This window comes from Pseudomonas fluorescens, assembly GCF_040448305.1.
In the GTDB taxonomy this organism is placed as follows: domain Bacteria; phylum Pseudomonadota; class Gammaproteobacteria; order Pseudomonadales; family Pseudomonadaceae; genus Aquipseudomonas; species Aquipseudomonas fluorescens_BH.
Genome location: NZ_CP148752.1, coordinates 5454847 through 5472375, shown reverse-complemented (window position 1 = coordinate 5472375; position 17529 = coordinate 5454847). Strand labels below are relative to the sequence as shown.

General features: G+C 57.4%; 21 protein-coding genes and 1 tRNA gene. 20 read left to right on the top strand and 2 right to left on the bottom strand.

Features of this window, described 5'->3' with window-relative positions:
• Positions 1-136: 136 nt before the first annotated feature.
• Positions 137-1483, bottom strand: coding sequence for an OprD family porin (locus WHX55_RS24875; RefSeq protein ID WP_150726716.1), 1347 nt, complete (start codon positions 1481-1483; stop codon positions 137-139).
• Between the two features lie 555 nt (positions 1484-2038).
• On the opposite strand from WHX55_RS24875, the gene WHX55_RS24870 reads away from it, so the two are divergent.
• The 3 genes from WHX55_RS24870 (at position 2039) to WHX55_RS24860 (ending at position 3030) form a co-directional block, all read left to right on the top strand.
• On the top strand, positions 2039-2290 hold the full coding sequence (locus WHX55_RS24870; RefSeq protein WP_150726715.1) for a hypothetical protein: 252 nt from the start codon (positions 2039-2041) through the stop codon (positions 2288-2290).
• Positions 2291-2394: 104 nt separating this feature from the next.
• Positions 2395-2820, top strand: coding sequence for an HIT domain-containing protein (locus WHX55_RS24865; protein ID WP_150757957.1), 426 nt, complete (start codon positions 2395-2397; stop codon positions 2818-2820).
• A gap of 3 nt (positions 2821-2823) precedes the next feature.
• Positions 2824-3030 carry a SlyX family protein gene (locus WHX55_RS24860; RefSeq protein ID WP_008052459.1) on the top strand — a complete coding sequence of 69 codons (207 nt, stop codon included), beginning with the start codon at positions 2824-2826 and terminating at the stop codon, positions 3028-3030.
• 68 nt (positions 3031-3098) lie between these two features.
• On the opposite strand, the gene WHX55_RS24855 is transcribed toward WHX55_RS24860, so the two are convergent.
• The gene (locus tag WHX55_RS24855; protein ID WP_150726714.1) at positions 3099-3701 is read right to left on the bottom strand and encodes a cold-shock protein; all 603 of its coding nucleotides are present in this window, start codon (positions 3699-3701) and stop codon (positions 3099-3101) included.
• Positions 3702-4230: 529 nt separating this feature from the next.
• Between WHX55_RS24855 and WHX55_RS24850 the strand changes: the two genes are divergently transcribed.
• From WHX55_RS24850 to WHX55_RS24770, 17 genes are all read left to right on the top strand, one after another.
• Positions 4231-4566, top strand: a complete 336-nt coding sequence (locus tag WHX55_RS24850) for a ribbon-helix-helix domain-containing protein (protein WP_150726713.1) — start codon at positions 4231-4233, stop codon at positions 4564-4566.
• A 136-nt stretch (positions 4567-4702) separates the two neighbouring features.
• Positions 4703-4924, top strand: coding sequence for a zinc ribbon domain-containing protein (locus WHX55_RS24845; RefSeq protein WP_032829812.1), 222 nt, complete (start codon positions 4703-4705; stop codon positions 4922-4924).
• Between the two features lie 118 nt (positions 4925-5042).
• Positions 5043-6818 carry an aspartate--tRNA ligase gene (gene aspS, locus WHX55_RS24840; protein WP_007995642.1) on the top strand — a complete coding sequence of 592 codons (1776 nt, stop codon included), beginning with the start codon at positions 5043-5045 and terminating at the stop codon, positions 6816-6818.
• A 128-nt stretch (positions 6819-6946) separates the two neighbouring features.
• Positions 6947-7693: a YebC/PmpR family DNA-binding transcriptional regulator gene (locus WHX55_RS24835; RefSeq protein WP_151213917.1), complete on the top strand. Its 747-nt coding sequence runs from the start codon at positions 6947-6949 to the stop codon at positions 7691-7693.
• Positions 7694-7851: 158 nt separating this feature from the next.
• Positions 7852-8376 carry a crossover junction endodeoxyribonuclease RuvC gene (ruvC, locus tag WHX55_RS24830; protein WP_008015799.1) on the top strand — a complete coding sequence of 175 codons (525 nt, stop codon included), beginning with the start codon at positions 7852-7854 and terminating at the stop codon, positions 8374-8376.
• A 114-nt stretch (positions 8377-8490) separates the two neighbouring features.
• Positions 8491-9099 (top strand): Holliday junction branch migration protein RuvA, encoded by a 609-nt coding sequence (gene ruvA, locus WHX55_RS24825; RefSeq protein ID WP_008052450.1) that lies wholly within the window; start codon positions 8491-8493, stop codon positions 9097-9099.
• Positions 9100-10161, top strand: a complete 1062-nt coding sequence (gene ruvB, locus WHX55_RS24820; protein WP_046042209.1) for a Holliday junction branch migration DNA helicase RuvB — start codon at positions 9100-9102, stop codon at positions 10159-10161.
• A gap of 127 nt (positions 10162-10288) precedes the next feature.
• A complete protein-coding gene (gene ybgC, locus WHX55_RS24815; RefSeq protein WP_057713518.1) occupies positions 10289-10756 on the top strand; it encodes a tol-pal system-associated acyl-CoA thioesterase in 468 nt (155 codons plus the stop codon).
• Positions 10746-11441, top strand: coding sequence for a protein TolQ (gene tolQ, locus WHX55_RS24810; protein WP_150726712.1), 696 nt, complete (start codon positions 10746-10748; stop codon positions 11439-11441). Before ybgC ends, tolQ begins: the two co-directional genes overlap by 11 nt.
• Before the next feature lie 23 nt (positions 11442-11464).
• Positions 11465-11917, top strand: a complete 453-nt coding sequence (tolR, locus tag WHX55_RS24805; RefSeq protein ID WP_162135951.1) for a protein TolR — start codon at positions 11465-11467, stop codon at positions 11915-11917.
• Positions 11917-12996: a cell envelope integrity protein TolA gene (tolA, locus tag WHX55_RS24800; protein ID WP_150726711.1), complete on the top strand. Its 1080-nt coding sequence runs from the start codon at positions 11917-11919 to the stop codon at positions 12994-12996. Before tolR ends, tolA begins: the two co-directional genes overlap by 1 nt.
• A 17-nt stretch (positions 12997-13013) precedes the next feature.
• Positions 13014-14294: a Tol-Pal system beta propeller repeat protein TolB gene (tolB, locus tag WHX55_RS24795; protein ID WP_191624928.1), complete on the top strand. Its 1281-nt coding sequence runs from the start codon at positions 13014-13016 to the stop codon at positions 14292-14294.
• 52 nt (positions 14295-14346) lie between these two features.
• Positions 14347-14844, top strand: coding sequence for a peptidoglycan-associated lipoprotein Pal (gene pal / locus WHX55_RS24790; RefSeq protein WP_003178634.1), 498 nt, complete (start codon positions 14347-14349; stop codon positions 14842-14844).
• 6 nt (positions 14845-14850) lie between these two features.
• Positions 14851-15690, top strand: a complete 840-nt coding sequence (ybgF, locus tag WHX55_RS24785; RefSeq protein WP_353741510.1) for a tol-pal system protein YbgF — start codon at positions 14851-14853, stop codon at positions 15688-15690.
• Between the two features lie 166 nt (positions 15691-15856).
• A complete protein-coding gene (queE, locus tag WHX55_RS24780; RefSeq protein WP_008047363.1) occupies positions 15857-16504 on the top strand; it encodes a 7-carboxy-7-deazaguanine synthase QueE in 648 nt (215 codons plus the stop codon).
• A 1-nt stretch (position 16505) separates the two neighbouring features.
• Positions 16506-17198, top strand: coding sequence for a 7-cyano-7-deazaguanine synthase QueC (queC, locus tag WHX55_RS24775; RefSeq protein WP_150754450.1), 693 nt, complete (start codon positions 16506-16508; stop codon positions 17196-17198).
• A gap of 63 nt (positions 17199-17261) precedes the next feature.
• Positions 17262-17337, top strand: a tRNA-Lys gene (locus WHX55_RS24770).
• The last annotated feature ends 192 nt before the right edge of the window (positions 17338-17529 follow it).

The window sequence follows — 17529 nt, the reverse complement described above, 5'->3', positions numbered from 1 at the left end:
CACGCAATACATGTCTGACTTTCCGGTCAGGCATGTGTTGCGATTGTTCAATAATTGAGCAATATGCACAGCCAACAAAAAAGGCCCATCCGAAGATGGGCCTTTTGTTTTGTTACCGCAAACTAACTGGATGCGATTACAAAACCGACAGCGGGTAGTCGACGATGAAACGGAACTCTTTCACGTCGCCTTCACCTTCGTCAGCGTTAGCGAAGTGCCATGCTTGACGAATACGGAAGGAAAGATCTTTTGCCGGGCCAGTCTGAACAACGTACTTGGCTTCGAAGTTGGTTTCGTTGTGCTTGCCGTCTTCGCCATACAGGCCAGCGTAAGGGCTGCCTACAGGAGTTTTGGTGCCGTCGATATCCCAACCTTTAACGTAACGGGTCATGAAGCTCAGACCTGGAACGCCGTACTCAGCCATTTTCAGGTCGTAACGAACCTGGGCAGACTTCTCGCCAGGGGCGTTGAAGTCAGAGTACTGGATGGAGTTGGCGAGGAAGATCGAGTCGCCGCCGCGGTTGTTTTTGCCCACGCCGATGTAGTCGAACGGAGTGTCACCGTTAACCTTCTGGAAGGCGAGGGTGATGGTGTGTGCCTTCATGAACGAGAAAGCGGCTGCCAGGGAGTAAGCGGTGTTGCTGATCTCGCCCGCTTTGGCGTCACCGGTATCTTGGGTGTTGTAGATGTTACCGTCCAGGTTCAGCGACTCATCGCCACCAAACGGGATGGTGTAGTTCAGGTTGGCGTAGTACTGGTTCCAGATGTCTTCCAGCTTGGCGCCGTACAGCGATGCCGACAGGTTTTCGGTGATGCCGTATTTGCCACCGAAGTAGTCGATGGAGTTGGCTTCTACGCCAGCGTAGGTTGCAAACAGGCCGCCGTCACTAGCGTTTTTGTCCTGGCTGGACGCCGAGTAGAAGTGACCGGCTTCGAGGTCAAGGTCTTTGACTTCGCTGCTCTGCAGTTGGAAGCCAGTAGCAGTTTGAGGAAGGATACGGGAACCGCCAACAGCGAACACTGGCGCAGTGCTTGGCTGCATTTCGCCGAATTTCAGCTCGGTTTTGGAGATGCGGACTTTAACGGCGCCGCCGGCTTTACCCTGGCTGTCGTTAACGTCGCGAGAACCGTCGGCATTAACGGTGTCGCTACGGCTCATGTTGCCTGAGCCGGAAGTGCCGTCGCCGCCATCCAGTTTGACTGCCAGGTAACCGAATGCGTCAACGCCTACACCGATCAGGCCCTGGGTATAACCGGAGCTGAAATTGCCCCAGATACCTTGGGTCCAGTCTTTCTGGTCGCGAGCGCCATCTTTGTTATCACGGTTGAAGTAGTAGTTGCGAACCAGCAAGTTCAAGGAGCTGTCTTCAACAATACCTTTGGCTTCAGCCTGGTCACTTACGAAAGGGGCGGCCGTAGCCAATTGGGTACTGGCTGCTGCTGCAACTGCCAGTGCGATCATGCTCCACTTCATCACGCGCATCGTGATTTGCTCCTTTGGTTTTAGAAGAGTACTGCCGTCCCACCTGTTTTATTATCTGGGCGGCTCTTTCTTTTTGTGTCGGCGCAAACTTATATCACGCCGACAATGTTGGCGATACTTGCGTATCTAACCTTTCGCCTTCTTTACGACCCTGTCGCAAACAGCGTGGTAGATGTCGCAAATTTCCAGCTCCGACGCAACCGGGCTGACAACTTTTATGCTGTTTTCCGAGCCTTGGCGTCGGTAAAAAGAGTCCTGGTGAAACGTTTGAATCTCCATCGGGCTACCTTGCCACTGTTTTTTTTTGCCTGAGGGCCTCCGCTTCCAGCGGGTGCCACTCAGGCGATGTTGGGTATTAATGCAAAAAGCGTGCGCAAATTCGAGTTCTGCTGCGATTTTTTTTCATTGACCGCTAGGCGCTGTAAAAACCTCATAAAACCGGGGGTTCAAGCACCTTTAGTTTGGGGTTGACGCCTTGCCTGGCATCATGTTGTACCGTTCTGGTCGACTGAATGGCAACCAAAAATGTTACCGGTTCACCCCGCCAGTGAGTAGATGGCGGATGTTGAAGCGTTCAGCGTAGACCCACTGTGCGTTTTTGGTGCAAAAAATTTTTTGCCTTGTGCTGAATTCACCCAGGTCGAGCGCGTGTCTGAAGCGAACTCCTCGTTGTTAATCAGTCATTTCGGCGTTTTTTGCCGGTCAATCGGTTCTGTAATGGTGCGCCAAGGCGAAAAGTGTCTCATTCGGTGGCGTGCTGCCAGTTTTTCGCTGGCGCTCATGGCCGCTGTGCAAGGTTCGTCGTGAAGCGTGTGCCGTTCGCAGGTATGCTGCCGTCCGGTCGTTTGGCGCGCTGTCCCGTCAGGATGGGCGCTAAGCTGAAAAATGATGATCCGGCGGGAGTGCGCGCAGTGTTCGTTTTAGATCCACGACTTCAACAAGACACGTTACCGATCGGGGACTTTCCGCTCTGCCGGTTGCTGCTGTCCAACGATTCGAACTATCCCTGGTTCATCCTGGTACCTCGTCGCGAGGCTATCAGCGAGATGTTTCAATTGGATGTCGCAGACCAGCAACAGCTCTGGCAGGAAACAACTGCGCTGTCGCAAGTGCTCAAGGACTCGTTCGATGCGGACAAGTTGAATGTTGCGGCGCTGGGTAATGTCGTCAGTCAGTTGCACATGCACGTGATTGTGCGCAAGCGCGAAGATGCCGCCTGGCCCGCGCCGGTTTGGGGTAAACACCCGGCAAAACCCTACAAGTCGGAGCAGATCGTCGCCATTCGCGAACGTTTGCGTCTGATTTTGACCGATGATTTTACGTTTCTGGAGGGCTGAATCATGAGCCTGGAAGAACGCGTTACCGAGCTTGAAAGCCGTCTGGCGTTTCAGGATGACACCATCCAGGCATTGAATGATGTGCTGGTGGCGCAGCAGCGGGTGGTCGAGCGTCTGCAGTTGCAAATGGCCGCACTGCTCAAGCGGCAGGAGGAAATGGTCGGCCAGTTCGAGTCATTCGAAGAAGAAGCGCCGCCGCCCCACTATTAAATAAATCGCAGGCATGAAAAAACCGCGGACAGCTCGGCTGTGCGCGGTTTTTTTTTTTTAGCCTTGAATCAGCGGCGCGGCAGCGCGGCGATCACATCTTCGGCTTGCAGGCCCTTGTCACGATTCATGACGGAGAACTCCACGCGCTGGCCTTCGACCAGGACACGGTGGCCTTCACCGCGAATGGCCCGGAAGTGGACGAAGATATCGTCGCCGGAGTCGCGGGAGATGAAGCCGAAGCCTTTGGACGTGTTGAACCACTTGACGGTGCCGGTATCGCGGTTGCTCATGTCGTAGCTTGGCGAGGCGGCGGCTGGTGACGATTTGTAGAAGCTGATGCCCAGGTGCAGGGCAACGGCGATCAGGGCTGCGATCAGGCTGAACAGAACGGCGGGTTGACCGGCGATGACGGGCATCGGTGCGATCAGCGTCAGGGTTTGCAGAACCACGCTCAGAACCAGCAGGGCGCTGACCAGGTTTTGCAGTTGATGACGCGGGCCTTTGTTCCAGTAAGGGATGACAGGTGCAAGCGTGAGGTTGAGCAGGCCGAAAAAGGCCAGGTACAGCGCGTCGGGTTGTTGCAGGTAAGGTAAGGCTTCGGATTGCAGGCTAGGGATGAAGGACAGCAGCAAGGCCGCTGCGCCTATCAACAGATGGACGATTTTCAACATTTTGATTAACTCACGTTAAGACAGCTCACAAGGAAGAGCTGATGGCGCACGGTTCGCTTCAAGATAATAAAGAGGCGTTGGACACGTACCCGGTATCAGCCTATGCGCCGCGCCCGGAAAAAATAGGCACTGGCGACACACTGTCTATTTAACAGCAAAGCCGCAGGCTACTCAAATCAGGGCGTCCGGCGGCTCTTTGGGGATGATTTGCCGCAGGTTGCCTGCGGGGTTGCGGTATTGCGGTACCTACGGCTGGGCAGTAACGCTCGCGTGCGCGGATGACGCCTTGACGTATTGTTCGCACTCTTTTTTCCTACGGCATTCCATGCAGTGCTTCTGAAGGGGGCATCACTTTGCTGTGTGGGAAATTGTCCGGAGTAGGACGTTCTCCAGGGTCTGCCAACAGTTGTTGGCTTATCCTACGTCGAAGGTCATAAAGTCAGCTGGATATACCTTTGCACCTGCGTTTTTATAAGTCGACACACAGTTGCTCATAAAGAAACCAGGATGGCAAAGGAGTGTCAGCGTAATGGTTTATGAACGGCAAAAAGAGGGGCGATACGGTTCGCACAAGGATGTAAGGGTCGATCCGTTTGTTCGCGAGTTCGATATGGGGCTGGCCCAGCCCTTGTCCCGCTCCGTACGATTGAATGGCTTCGCCACCTGTTTGCGGCTTGAACAGGTTTATTGGGATATTTTGGGGGAGATGGCCCGGGTCAATGGCTGTTCGGTCAGTAGCCTGTTATCTCACGTGGATCGCGAAGTTCACTTGCGTCACGGCGGGGTAAGGAACTTCAGTGGATTGGTGCGGGTTGTCTGTGTCGTGCACAGTCTCAAGGAAGGGGGTTGCGCCGTCACGGCCTAGCCCGGGCGGCGAAAGCAGCAGAGTGTCGGTCTGTGCAGTCTTACGGCTGCACAGGCCGCATTTAATGGATATAATCCCGCTCTTTGCCGCAAAACCCTGCGTTTGCGGTAGCAATCTGATCGCCGAGACAACCTCCATGCCGATGTACGATTATCAATGTGCTTCCTGTGGTCATCAGTTGGAAGCCATTCAAAAGATCAGCGATGCACCGCTGGTCGACTGCCCTGCCTGTCAGGCGCCAGAGCTTAAAAAGTTGCTGTCCATGCCGGGCTTCCGCCTCAGCGGCACGGGTTGGTACGAAACCGATTTCAAGACCGGTTCCAAGAAGAATCTGGCCGGCGGCGACAAAGCTGACTAAGGTCTGGAACCTGAGTTGAACGACACGCGTGCTCTTGCATCACCCGGCGACTTTTTAAAGGCGGGGCTGCTGTAGGATCTCCACCGAATTTCGAATTACGAGAAGTGAAACCACGACCATGATGCGCAGCCATTATTGCGGCCAACTGAACGAAAGCCTGGACGGCCAGGAAATTACCCTTTGCGGATGGGTCCATCGTCGCCGTGACCACGGTGGGGTGATTTTCCTCGATATCCGTGATCGTGATGGTCTGGCCCAGGTCGTGTTCGATCCGGACCGCGCTGAAACCTTCGCTGCTGCCGATCGCGTGCGCAGCGAGTACGTCGTGAAGATCACCGGCAAGGTTCGCCTGCGTCCGGCCGGTGCGACCAACGCCAACATGGCGTCGGGCATGATCGAAGTCCTGGGTTACGAGCTGGAAGTGCTGAACGAATCGGAAACCCCGCCGTTCCCGTTGAACGAGTTCTCCGACGTCGGCGAAGAAACCCGCCTGCGCTATCGTTTCCTCGACCTGCGTCGCCCGGAAATGGCCGAGAAGCTGCGTCTGCGTTCGCGCATGACCACCAGCATCCGCCGCTTCCTGGACGAGAACGGCTTCCTCGACGTCGAGACGCCGATCCTGACCCGTGCTACCCCGGAAGGCGCGCGCGACTACCTGGTGCCGAGCCGTACTCATGCCGGTTCGTTCTTCGCCTTGCCGCAATCGCCGCAGCTGTTCAAGCAACTGCTGATGGTGGCCGGCTTCGACCGTTACTATCAGATCGCCAAGTGCTTCCGTGACGAAGACCTGCGTGCCGACCGTCAGCCGGAATTCACCCAGATCGACATCGAGACCAGCTTCCTCGATGAAAAAGAGATCATGGGCCTGACCGAGCAAATGATCCGCAACCTGTTCAAGGAAGTACTGGGCCTGGAATTCGGCGAGTTCCCGCACATGACCTTCGAAGAAGCCATGCGCCGCTACGGTTCCGACAAGCCAGACCTGCGTAACCCGCTGGAACTGGTGGACGTGGCCGACCAGCTCAAGGAAGTCGACTTCAAGGTGTTCAGCGGCCCGGCCAACGACCCGAAATGCCGTATCGCCGCCTTGCGCGTTCCTGGCGGGGCGAGCATGCCGCGCAAGCAGATCGACGATTACACCAAGTTCGTCGGCATCTACGGTGCCAAGGGCCTGGCGTACATCAAGGTCAACGAGCGCGCCAAGGGTGTTGAAGGCCTGCAGTCGCCAATCGTGAAGAACATCCCCGAAGACAACCTCAACGTGATCCTCGATCGCGTCGGTGCGGTCGATGGCGATATCGTGTTCTTCGGCGCCGACAAGGCGAAGATCGTCAGCGAAGCCCTGGGCGCGCTGCGGATCAAGCTGGGCCACGACCTGGACCTGCTGACCTGCAAGTGGGCGCCAATGTGGGTCGTCGACTTCCCGATGTTCGAAGAAAACGACGACGGTAGCTTCACCGCCTTGCACCACCCGTTCACCGCACCGAAGTGCACCCCGCAAGAGCTGGAAGCCAACCCGGCTGGCGCTCTGTCCCGTGCCTACGACATGGTATTGAACGGTACCGAGCTGGGTGGCGGTTCGATCCGTATCCACCGTAAAGAAATGCAGCAGTCGGTATTCCGTCTGTTGGGTATCAACGAAGCGGAACAGGAAGAGAAATTCGGCTTCCTGCTCGACGCCCTGAAGTACGGCGCACCGCCGCACGGTGGTCTGGCCTTCGGTCTGGACCGTCTGGTGATGCTGATGACTGGCGCCCAGTCGATCCGTGAAGTGATCGCCTTCCCGAAAACCCAGAGCGCGGCAGATGTCATGACTCAGGCACCGGGCCAGGTGGATGCCAAGGCATTGCGCGAGTTGCACATTCGTCTGCGCGAAACGCCTAAGGCCGAGTAAGGCTGACCTGAAGGGCGCATCTGTGGATGCGCCTTTTCTTTTTAGGCAGAGCAGTTCAAGATTTTTATTTGCCGGCCGGCGCAATGCAGCGCAGCGGGCAATGTTTCAAAGAGAATTCGGAGCGAGTTATGGCAGGTCATTCCAAGTGGGCGAACATCAAGCACCGCAAAGAACGTCAGGATGCCAAGAAGGGCAAGATTTTCACCAAGTGGATTCGTGAGCTGACTGTCGCTGCCCGTCAGGGCGGCGGTGATCCAGGCTCCAACCCGCGTCTGCGTCTGGCATTGGACAAGGCCCTTGGCGCGAACATGAGTCGCGACATCATTGATCGGGCAGTTGCCCGTGGTGCTGGCGCCGCCGATACCGACGACATGGTCGAGCTGACCTACGAAGGTTACGGCCCGGGCGGCGTGGCGGTGATGGTCGAATGCATGACCGACAACCGTAATCGCACCGCAGCCGCTGTTCGCCATGCGTTCAGCAAATGCGGCGGCAACCTGGGGACTGACGGTTCGGTGGCCTACCTGTTCGAGCGCAAGGGGCAGATCTCCTTCGCTGCCGGCGTTGACGAAGACGCGCTGATGGAAGCCGCCATGGAAGCCGACGCCGATGACGTGGTGACCAACGAAGACGGTTCGATCGACGTTTTCACCTCGTTTGCCGGGTTCTATTCTGTGCGTAACGCACTGGAAGCGGCGGGCTTCAAAGGTGACGATGCGGAAATCGTCATGTTGCCGACCACCAGCGCCGAGCTCGATCTGGACGGCGCCGAGAAAGTCCTCAAGCTGATCGACATGCTCGAAGACCTGGATGACGTGCAGAACGTTTATTCCAACGCCGAGATTCCGGAGTCGGTGGCCGCACAGCTCGGCTAAAGGGCAACAGTGTCCCATGTGGGAGCGGGCTTGCTCGCGAACGCGGATTTGCAGGCAACGTTGTTGCTGAATATGAAACCGCTTTCGCGAGCAAGCCCGCTCCCACATTTGTTATTCGTTGTATTGAATATCGTGCTTTTACTTAACCCGCAGGCGTTATGACTTTAATTCTTGGTATCGACCCCGGTTCGCGTATCACCGGTTACGGTGTGGTTCGTGATACCGGCCGTGGCTGTGAGTACGTCGCCTCCGGTTGTATCCGCACCGGTGCCGGCGAGCTGCATGAGCGGCTGCAGATTGTCTATCGCGGGGTGCGGGAGATCATTCAGACGTACCACCCGGTGACCATGGGCATCGAAAAGGTGTTCATGGCCCGTAACGCCGATTCCGCCCTGAAGCTGGGGCAGGCCCGTGGCGCCGCGATCGTGGCCGGCGCCGAGGAAAGCCTGGAAATTGCCGAATACACCGCAACCCAGGTTAAGCAGGCGGTCGTCGGCACCGGTGCGGCCAACAAGGAACAGGTGCAAATGATGGTCATGCACATGCTCAAGCTCACCAGCAAACCGCAGATCGATGCCTCGGACGCCCTGGCCATTGCCATCTGCCATGCTCATACCCGTTCCAGCCTGCTGCCCCATGGGCTGGGAGCTGCACGCAGTCGTGGCGGGCGCCTGCGTCTCTGATAGCATCAGCAATCATTTTCATGGGGTGAGGGCGTTCCGCCTGTGTTGTCGGCGGTAATCCCTCGCTCTATCAGTCGCTGGCCAAGAGCTGGCCAACGCTCAAGGATTTGTAACGTGATTGGACGTTTGCGCGGCACCCTGGCTGAGAAGCAGCCTCCCCATCTGATTCTGGATGTAAATGGCCTGGGCTATGAACTTGAAGTGCCCATGACGACCCTTTACCGCTTGCCGTCGGTCGGTGAGCCGCTAACCTTGCATACCCATTTGGTCGTGCGCGAAGACGCACAGTTACTCTATGGTTTTGTCGGCAAGCGTGAGCGTGACTTTTTTCGCGAATTGATCCGCCTCAACGGCGTCGGGCCGAAACTGGCCCTGGCCTTGATGTCGAGCCTGGAAGTCGACGAACTGGTTCGTTGCGTACAGTCCCAGGACACTTCGGCGCTGACCAAGGTCCCGGGCGTCGGCAAGAAAACCGCCGAGCGCTTGCTGGTGGAACTCAAGGATCGCTTCAAGGCCTGGGAAACCGTGCCGGCCATGTTTGCCCTGGTGCCGAACCAGCCGGATGGGCCGGCCCCGGTGAACACTGCCGAGACTGACGCCGTCAGCGCCTTGATTTCCCTGGGCTACAAGCCCCAGGAAGCGAGCAAGGCGGTGTCTGCGATCAAGGAGAAAGATTTGAGCAGTGAAGACATGATCCGCCGCGCCTTGAAGGGAATGATCTAAGTGATTGAAGCTGATCGTCTGATCGCTGCCACGCACAGTCCGCGTGAGCGCGAAGAAGTCCAGGACCGCGCGATTCGCCCGGTCAGCCTGGCTGAATACATTGGCCAGCCGACCGTTCGCGAGCAGATGGAATTGTTCATTCAGGCCGCTCGCGGTCGTAACGAGTCCCTGGATCACACGCTGATCTTCGGGCCGCCGGGGCTGGGCAAGACCACCCTCGCCAACATCATCGCCCAGGAAATGGGCGTGTCGATCAAGAGCACCTCGGGGCCGGTGCTGGAGCGCCCCGGTGACCTGGCGGCGCTGTTGACCAACCTTGAGCCTCACGATGTGCTGTTTATCGACGAAATCCATCGCCTGTCGCCCATCGTTGAAGAAGTGCTGTACCCGGCCATGGAGGATTTCCAGCTCGACATCATGATCGGTGAGGGGCCGGCCGCGCGTTCGATCAAGCTGGACCTGCCGCCGTTCACCCTGGTGGGCGCAACAACGCGGGCGGGGATGCTCACCAATCCGTTGCGTGACCGTTTCGGCATCGTCCAGCGTCTTGAGTTCTACAATACCGCCGACCTGTCGACGATTGTCAGTCGTTCGGCCAGCATCCTCGGTTTGCCGCTGGACCCGGAAGGCGCCTTCGAAATCGCCCGCCGTGCCCGTGGCACTCCACGGATCGCCAACCGCTTGCTGCGTCGGGTGCGCGACTTCGCCGAGGTCCGCGCCAAGGGGCATATCACCAAGCCGATTGCCGACCTGGCGCTGAACCTGCTGGACGTCGACGAGCGTGGCTTCGATCACCAGGACCGGCGTCTGTTGCTGACCATGATCGAGAAATTCGACGGCGGGCCGGTCGGTGTCGACAGCCTGGCCGCTGCCATCAGCGAAGAGCGTCACACCATTGAAGACGTGCTGGAGCCTTATCTGATCCAGCAGGGTTACATCATGCGCACGCCTCGGGGCCGGGTGGTGACGCGGCATGCCTACCTGCATTTCGGTTTAAACATTCCGTCACGATTGGGCGAAATGCCCGTGGTAGACGAGTTCCTCGATGCTGCTGACGATTAATTAACGTTGCGTGCTGATTTTTTCGGGCAATGTAGGGTCCCAGGACCGTACTTTCACGAGAAAGCCGCAGAACAATGAAAAACAGTTGCCATGCCGGATTGGCAACCTGAGGAGTAAGCACTAGAGTATGCGCGCGCAAAACGGGCTTGAGCCTTTCGCACATCGTTGTCGCGTTTATTACGAGGACACCGATGCGGGCGGCATCGTGTATTACGTTAATTACCTCAAGTTTATGGAACGGGCTCGAACCGAGCGGCTACGAGATCTGGGCTTTGCCCAATCGCAGCTTGCCGGGGAGGACCTGTTGTTCGTCGTGCATTCCAGCGAAGCGCGCTACCACGCGCCGGCGCGGCTGGACGACGAGCTGCTGGTAAGCGCTGAAGTAATCGAATTGAACCGTGCCAGCCTGCGCTTCAAGCAGCAGGTAAGGCGGGCTACGGATAATGCGCTGCTCTGTGAAGGGCAGTTTCTGGTGGCCTGTGTGCGCACTGAAAGTTTAAAACCCCGGGCCATTCCCGAAGCTCTACGAGCGGCCTTTGCCGACGTGAGCGGCGCGGGTACACACTCAAAGCAGGAGATAAAGCGTGGAAGCTAACGTCGTCGACCATTCCTCCATGTGGAGCCTGATCAGCAATGCCAGTATCGTGGTGCAACTGGTAATGCTGATCCTGGTAGCCGCATCGGTGACCTCATGGATCATGATCTTTCAGCGCAGCAACCTGCTGCGCGCCGGTCGACGCGCCCTGGAGAGCTTTGAAGAGCGCTTCTGGTCGGGCATCGACCTGTCCAAGCTCTACCGTCAGGCCGGCAGCAACCCGGACCCGGATTCGGGTGTCGAGCAAATCTTCCGCGCCGGCTTCAAGGAGTTCTCCCGTCTGCGTCAGCAGTCAGGCGTTGATCCTGAAGCGGTCATGGAAGGCGTGGCGCGTGCCATGCGCGTTGCCATTTCCCGCGAAGAAGAAAAGCTTGAGCAAAGCCTGCCATTCCTGGCCACCGTCGGTTCCGTGAGCCCGTACATCGGCCTGTTCGGTACGGTCTGGGGCATCATGAACTCCTTCCGCGGTCTGGCGAGTGCCCAGCAAGCGACCCTGGCCACTGTTGCCCCAGGCATCGCTGAGGCACTGATTGCCACCGCGATCGGTCTGTTCGCTGCCATTCCAGCCGTTATCGCTTACAACCGTTTTGCTGCTCGCAGCGAAACCCTGCTGGGCCGTTACTACACCTTCGCCGACGAGTTCCAGGCGATCCTGCACCGCAAAGTGCACACCAGCGAAGAATAAGCAGGTAATTTCCAATGGCTTTAATCGCTCGAGCTCGCAAAAAGCGCAAGCCGGTCGCCGAGATGAACGTGGTGCCATACATCGACGTGATGTTGGTGCTGCTGGTCATCTTCATGGTGACCGCGCCAATGCTCAATCAGGGCGTGAAAGTTGATCTGCCCAAGGTTTCCAGCGAAGCCTTGCCGCAGGACAACAACACCCAGGTCCTGACCATTTCCATCAAATCCGACAAGACCTACTACTGGAACCTTGGTAGCGAAGTCGACACCGAAAAGCAGCAGGATCGGGCCATGACCCTGCCGCAGATGACTGACGCGGTGACCAAGATCATTCGCGTCGGCAACGAAGGCGGCAAGCGTACCCAGGTCTTCATTCGCGGCGACAAGAGTGTCGATTACGGCTCCGTCATGGGCGCCATGGGCGGGTTGCAGAAAGCCGGGGTCGGTAATGTTGGCTTGATTACCGAGGCGCCCTGATGCAGCAACAGCGAGAGCCGTCCGCCTCGGAAAGCTACTTCTGGCCTAGTGTCTGGGCGATTGGCTTGCACGTGCTGGTGTTCGGCATGTTGTTCGTCAGTTTTGCCTTTACCCCGGAACTGCCGCCGGCCAAGCCGATTGTCCAGGCGACCTTGTACCAGCTGAAATCGAAAAGTCGGGCGACCACCCAGACCAATCAGAAGATTGCCGGTGAGGCGCAGAAATCTGCTGCGCGTCAGACCGAAGTCGAGCAGATGGAACAGAAAAAGGTCGAGCAGGAAGCCGTGAAGGCTGCGGAACAAAAGAAAGAAGAGGCGGCTCAAAAGGCCGAAGAAGCCAAGAAGGCCGACGAGGCGAAGAAAGCGGACGAGGCGAAAAAGGCTGATGAAGCCAAGAAAGCCGACGATGCGAAAAAAACCGCGGAAGCCAAGAAGGCAGAAGAGAAACAATTGGCTGATATAGCCAAGAAGAAAGCTGAAGAAGAAGCCAAGAAAGCCGCGGAAGAAGAGGCCAAGAAAGCGGCCGCTGAAGAAGCCAAGAAAAAGATCGTCGAAGACGCGAAGAAGAAAGCCGCGGAAGACGCCAAGAAGAAAGCTGAAGCTGAAGAGGCGAAGAAGAAAGTCGCCGAGGAAGCGAAGAAGAAAGCTGCCGCCGATGCTGCGAAGAAGAAATCGCAGGACGCGGCGCGTAAATCCGCCGAAGACAAAAAGGCCCAGGCCCTGGCAGATTTGCTTTCCGACACGCCGCAGCGTCAGCAGGCCTTGGCCGATGAGCAGGGCGACGAAGTCGCCGGCAGTTTCGATGACCTGATTCGTGCGCGTGCAGCGGAAGGCTGGGCTCGTCCACCTTCGGCACGCAAAGGCATGACGGTCGTATTGCAGATCGGCATGTTGCCGGACGGTACGGTGACTTCGGTCAACGTGTCCAAGTCCAGTGGCGACGGTCCGTTTGACGCCTCGGCTGTTGCAGCGGTGAAGAATATTGGACGTTTGACAGAAATGCAGGGAATGAAGCCGAGTGATTTCGCTCCGTATCGTTCATTCAAGATGACATTCACACCTGAGGATCTAGCCTTGTGAGAAACCTTCTTCGAGGAATGCTGGTCGTTATCTGCTGCATGGCAGGGATGGCGATGGCAGATGAGAAAAACATTCTGGTTACCAGTGGCAGCGATCGGGCGACCCCGATCGCCGTAGTACCGTTCGGCTTCCAGGGCGGTAGCGTGCTGCCGGACGATATGGCGGAAATCATCGGTAACGACCTGCGCAACTCGGGTTACTACTCGCCGCTTCCAAAGCAGAACATGATCAGCCAGCCGAGCCAGGCCAGCGAAATCATCTTCCGTGACTTCAAGGCGCTGGGTGCCCAGTACGTCATGGTCGGCAGCATTGTTCCGGCGGGCGGTCGCCTGCAGGTGCAATACGCACTGTTCAACGTCGCCACCGAGCAGCAAGTGCTGACCGGCAGCGTGTCCGGCGGCGTCGATCAGTTGCGCGACATGGCGCACTACATCTCCGACCAGTCGTTCGAAAAACTCACGGGTATCAAGGGTGCCTTCTCGACTCGCCTGCTGTATGTAACGGCCGAGCGTTTCTCCGAGAACAACACTCGCTACACCCTGCAGCGTTCGGACTATGACGGTGCTCGCGCCGTGACCCTGCTGCAGTCGCGCGAGCCGATCCTGTCGCCGCGTTTCGCACCGGATGGCAAGCGCATCGCTTATGTTTCCTTCGAACAGAAGCGTCCACGCATCTTCATGCAGAACATCGACACCGGTCGCCGTGAGCAGATCACTAACTTCGAAGGCCTGAACGGTGCACCAGCCTGGTCGCCGGATGGCAATCGCCTGGCGTTCGTGCTGTCCAAAGACGGCAACCCGGACATCTATGTGATGAACCTGGGCTCGCGTCAGATCAGCCGCGTCACCAACGGTCCTGGCATCAACACCGAACCGTTCTGGGGCAAGGATGGCTCGACCATCTACTTCACGTCCGACCGTGGCGGCAAACCGCAGATCTACAAGACCAGTGCCGGTGGTGGCGGTGCCGAACGTGTGACTTTCGTCGGTAACTACAACGCCAACCCTAAACTGTCGGCTGATGAAAAGACGCTTGTCATGATTCACCGTCAGGATGGCTTCACCAATTTCAAGGTGGCGGCCCAGGATTTGCAACGCGGTAGTGTAAAAATCCTCACTGATAGCACTCTGGACGAGTCGCCTACTGTCGCGCCCAACGGCACCATGGTAATCTACGCCACCCGCCAGCAGGGCCGGGGAGTCTTGATGCTCGTGTCCATCAATGGACGCGTAAGGCTCCCGCTTCCTACCGCACAAGGCGAAGTCAGAGAACCTTCCTGGTCCCCTTTCCTGAACTGACGCGGCGCTATACGTTGTACTTAACACACTGGGGTTCATTAGGAGTTTCACGATGGAAATGCTGAAGTTTGGTAAATTTGCTGCGCTGGCACTGGCCATGGCTGTAGCTGTAGGTTGCTCGTCCAAAGGCGGCGACAATGCCGGTGAAGGCGCGGTAGATCCAAACGCTGGTTACGGCGCAAACACTGGCGCAGTTGACGGCTCCCTGAGCGAAGAAGCTGCACTGCGCGCTATCACTACTTTCTACTTCGAATACGACAGTTCGGACCTGAAGCCAGAAGCCATGCGCGCTCTGGACGTTCACGCCAAAGACCTGAAAGCAAACGGCGCTCGCGTTGTTCTGGAAGGCAACACCGACGAACGTGGTACTCGTGAGTACAACATGGCACTGGGCGAGCGTCGTGCGAAAGCCGTTCAGCGCTACCTGGTACTGCAAGGCGTATCCCCAGCTCAGCTGGAACTGGTTTCCTACGGCGAAGAGCGTCCAGTTGCTACCGGCAACGACGAGCAGTCCTGGGCTCAAAACCGTCGCGTCGAACTGCGTAAGTAATTCGTCATGCGAACGTGCCGTCGTGCTGTAACTGTTCTGGCTCTCAGCCTCGCGCCGCTGGCGGTGTGGGCTGCGGTTCCTGTGGTCGATAATGACTCCGGCTATAACAATAGCGGGAGCAGTTATCCGCCTGCAGGTTACGGTACGAACGGCGCCTATGCCGGGGGAGGGGTTTCGGCCCCTGTCTCGGCACAGGGCGAGCTGTTCAACCAACTGCAATCAATGCAGCAACAGATCGAGCGCCAGCAAGGTGCGATTGAAGTTCTGCAAAATGATGTAGCGCGCATGAAGCAGGAAAACCTGGAGCGATACCAGGATCTTGATCGGCGCATAGGAACCGGCGTTGCACCAGCCGCGACTCCTGAAAGTTCTTCTACCGGTGGTGATTTGAATGCCGCTGGTGCAGCCGCAGGTGCGGCAGCTGGCGCAGCCGCCGCTCAAGCACCTGCCGCGGGTAGCGAGCCGGCAGATCCGGCGAAGGAAAAGCTCTATTACGATGCTGCCTTCGACCTGATCAAGGCCAAGGATTTCGACAAGGCCAGTCAGGCTTTTGCCGCTTTCCTACGCAAATACCCGAACAGCCAGTATGCGGGCAATGCCCAGTACTGGTTGGGCGAAGTGAACCTGGCCAAAGGCGATCTGCAAGGTGCAGGTCAGGCATTTGCCAAGGTTTCGCAGCTGTATCCCAAGCACGCAAAAGTACCGGACTCGCTGTACAAGCTCGCTGATGTAGAGCGTCGCTTGGGTCATACCGACCGGGTCAAAGGCATTCTGCAGCAGGTGGTGTCCCAATATCCGGGCACTTCCGCTGCTCAGTTGGCCCAGCGCGATCTGCAAAAAATGTAAGCCTGCTTGACCCGTTTTGAAGAAACCCGCGCTTGTCGCGGGTTTTTTCGTTAGAATTCACACCCTTTTTCTGAAACACGCTTTTTGGGATCTGCGCATTGCCGGGGTTCCTTCAAGTGCCTGACGGAGGCGGACAGCCTGTTTAGCTGTTACGCCCGTGGCGACTATGCAAGACACATTGAGAATCACCGAAGTTTTCTACTCGTTGCAGGGAGAAACGCGGACTGCTGGCCTGCCCACTGTTTTTGTGCGCCTGACCGGTTGCCCTCTGCGTTGCCAATACTGCGACAGCGCCTACGCGTTCACCGGCGGAACCATCCGCACCCTCGATGACATCCTCGAGCAAGTTGCCGGTTTTCGCCCACGTTATGTCTGCGTCACGGGCGGCGAGCCCCTGGCACAGCCCAACGCCATTCCCTTGCTCAAGCGCTTGTGTGACGCCGGTTACGAAGTGTCACTGGAAACCAGTGGCTCTATCGATATCTCGGCAGTAGATTCCCGGGTCAGTCGCGTTGTCGACCTGAAAACCCCGGGTTCGAAGGAAGCACATCGCAATCGCTACGAAAACATTGAGCTGCTCACGCCCAACGATCAGGTGAAGTTTGTCATCTGCTCGCGGGAGGACTATGACTGGTCCGTTTCCAAGCTGATCCAGTACGGTCTTGACCTGCGTGCCGGTGAAGTCCTGTTCTCGCCAAGTCACCATGATCTCAATGCCCGGGATCTGGCGGACTGGGTGGTGGCGGACAACCTGCCAGTGCGTTTGCAATTGCAGCTGCATAAATATCTATGGAATGACGAGCCGGGGCGCTGAAATGACTGAACAACTGAACACTCCTGAAAAACGTGCGGTCATCCTGTTGTCCGGTGGCCTGGACTCGGCGACCGTCGTGGCCATGGCGCGCGCCGAAGGCTACAGCTGCTACACCATGAGCTTTGATTACGGTCAGCGCTCTCACGCCGAACTGTACGCCGCCGAGCGTGTGGCACGGGACCTTGGAGTGGTCGAGCACAAGGTGATCGGTCTGAACCTGAACGGCATGGGTGGCTCGGCGCTGACTGACCGCAGCATCGATATTCCGGAAGAGTTGGGTGAGGGCATTCCGGTGACGTACGTGCCTGCGCGTAACACGGTGTTCCTGTCCCTGGCCCTGGGCTGGGCTGAAGTGCTCGGCGCACGGGACATCTTCATCGGCGTCAATGCGGTGGATTACTCCGGTTACCCGGACTGCCGTCCCGAGTTCATCGAGTCGTTCGAGCGCATGGCCAACCTGGCAACCAAAGCCGGCGTGGAAGGCAATGGCTTCCGCATCCAGGCACCGCTGCAAAACCTCAGCAAGGCGCAGATCGTCCAGGCCGGCGTGAAACTTGGCGTGGATTATGGTCTGACCGTTTCCTGCTATCAGGCCGACGATGAAGGCCGTGCTTGCGGCAAGTGCGACAGCTGCCGACTGCGTGCAGAAGGCTTTGCGGCGGCCGGAATCAGCGATCCAACCCCTTATTTTTGAATTATTTCAAAATAGGTGTTGAATAGTCCTTAAAAATCAGTATTATACGCGCCACCACACAGCGGGTCGTTAGCTCAGTTGGTAGAGCAGTTGGCTTTTAACCAATTGGTCGTAGGTTCGAATCCCACACGACCCACCATTTTTGGCGGTTTAGAAAATCCGGAAGGCCCACGCAAGTGAGGATTTCCGGGTTTTTTTTTGCCCGCGATTCAAGTCCGCATCGCTGCGGGCTGCTGCGTATGACGCAGGTCAGAATCACCTTTTGCATCCGTCGGATATTCTGTAGCCTTGCGCAGCTTCAACGCTGTCCGTGCCTGATCAATACTCACTT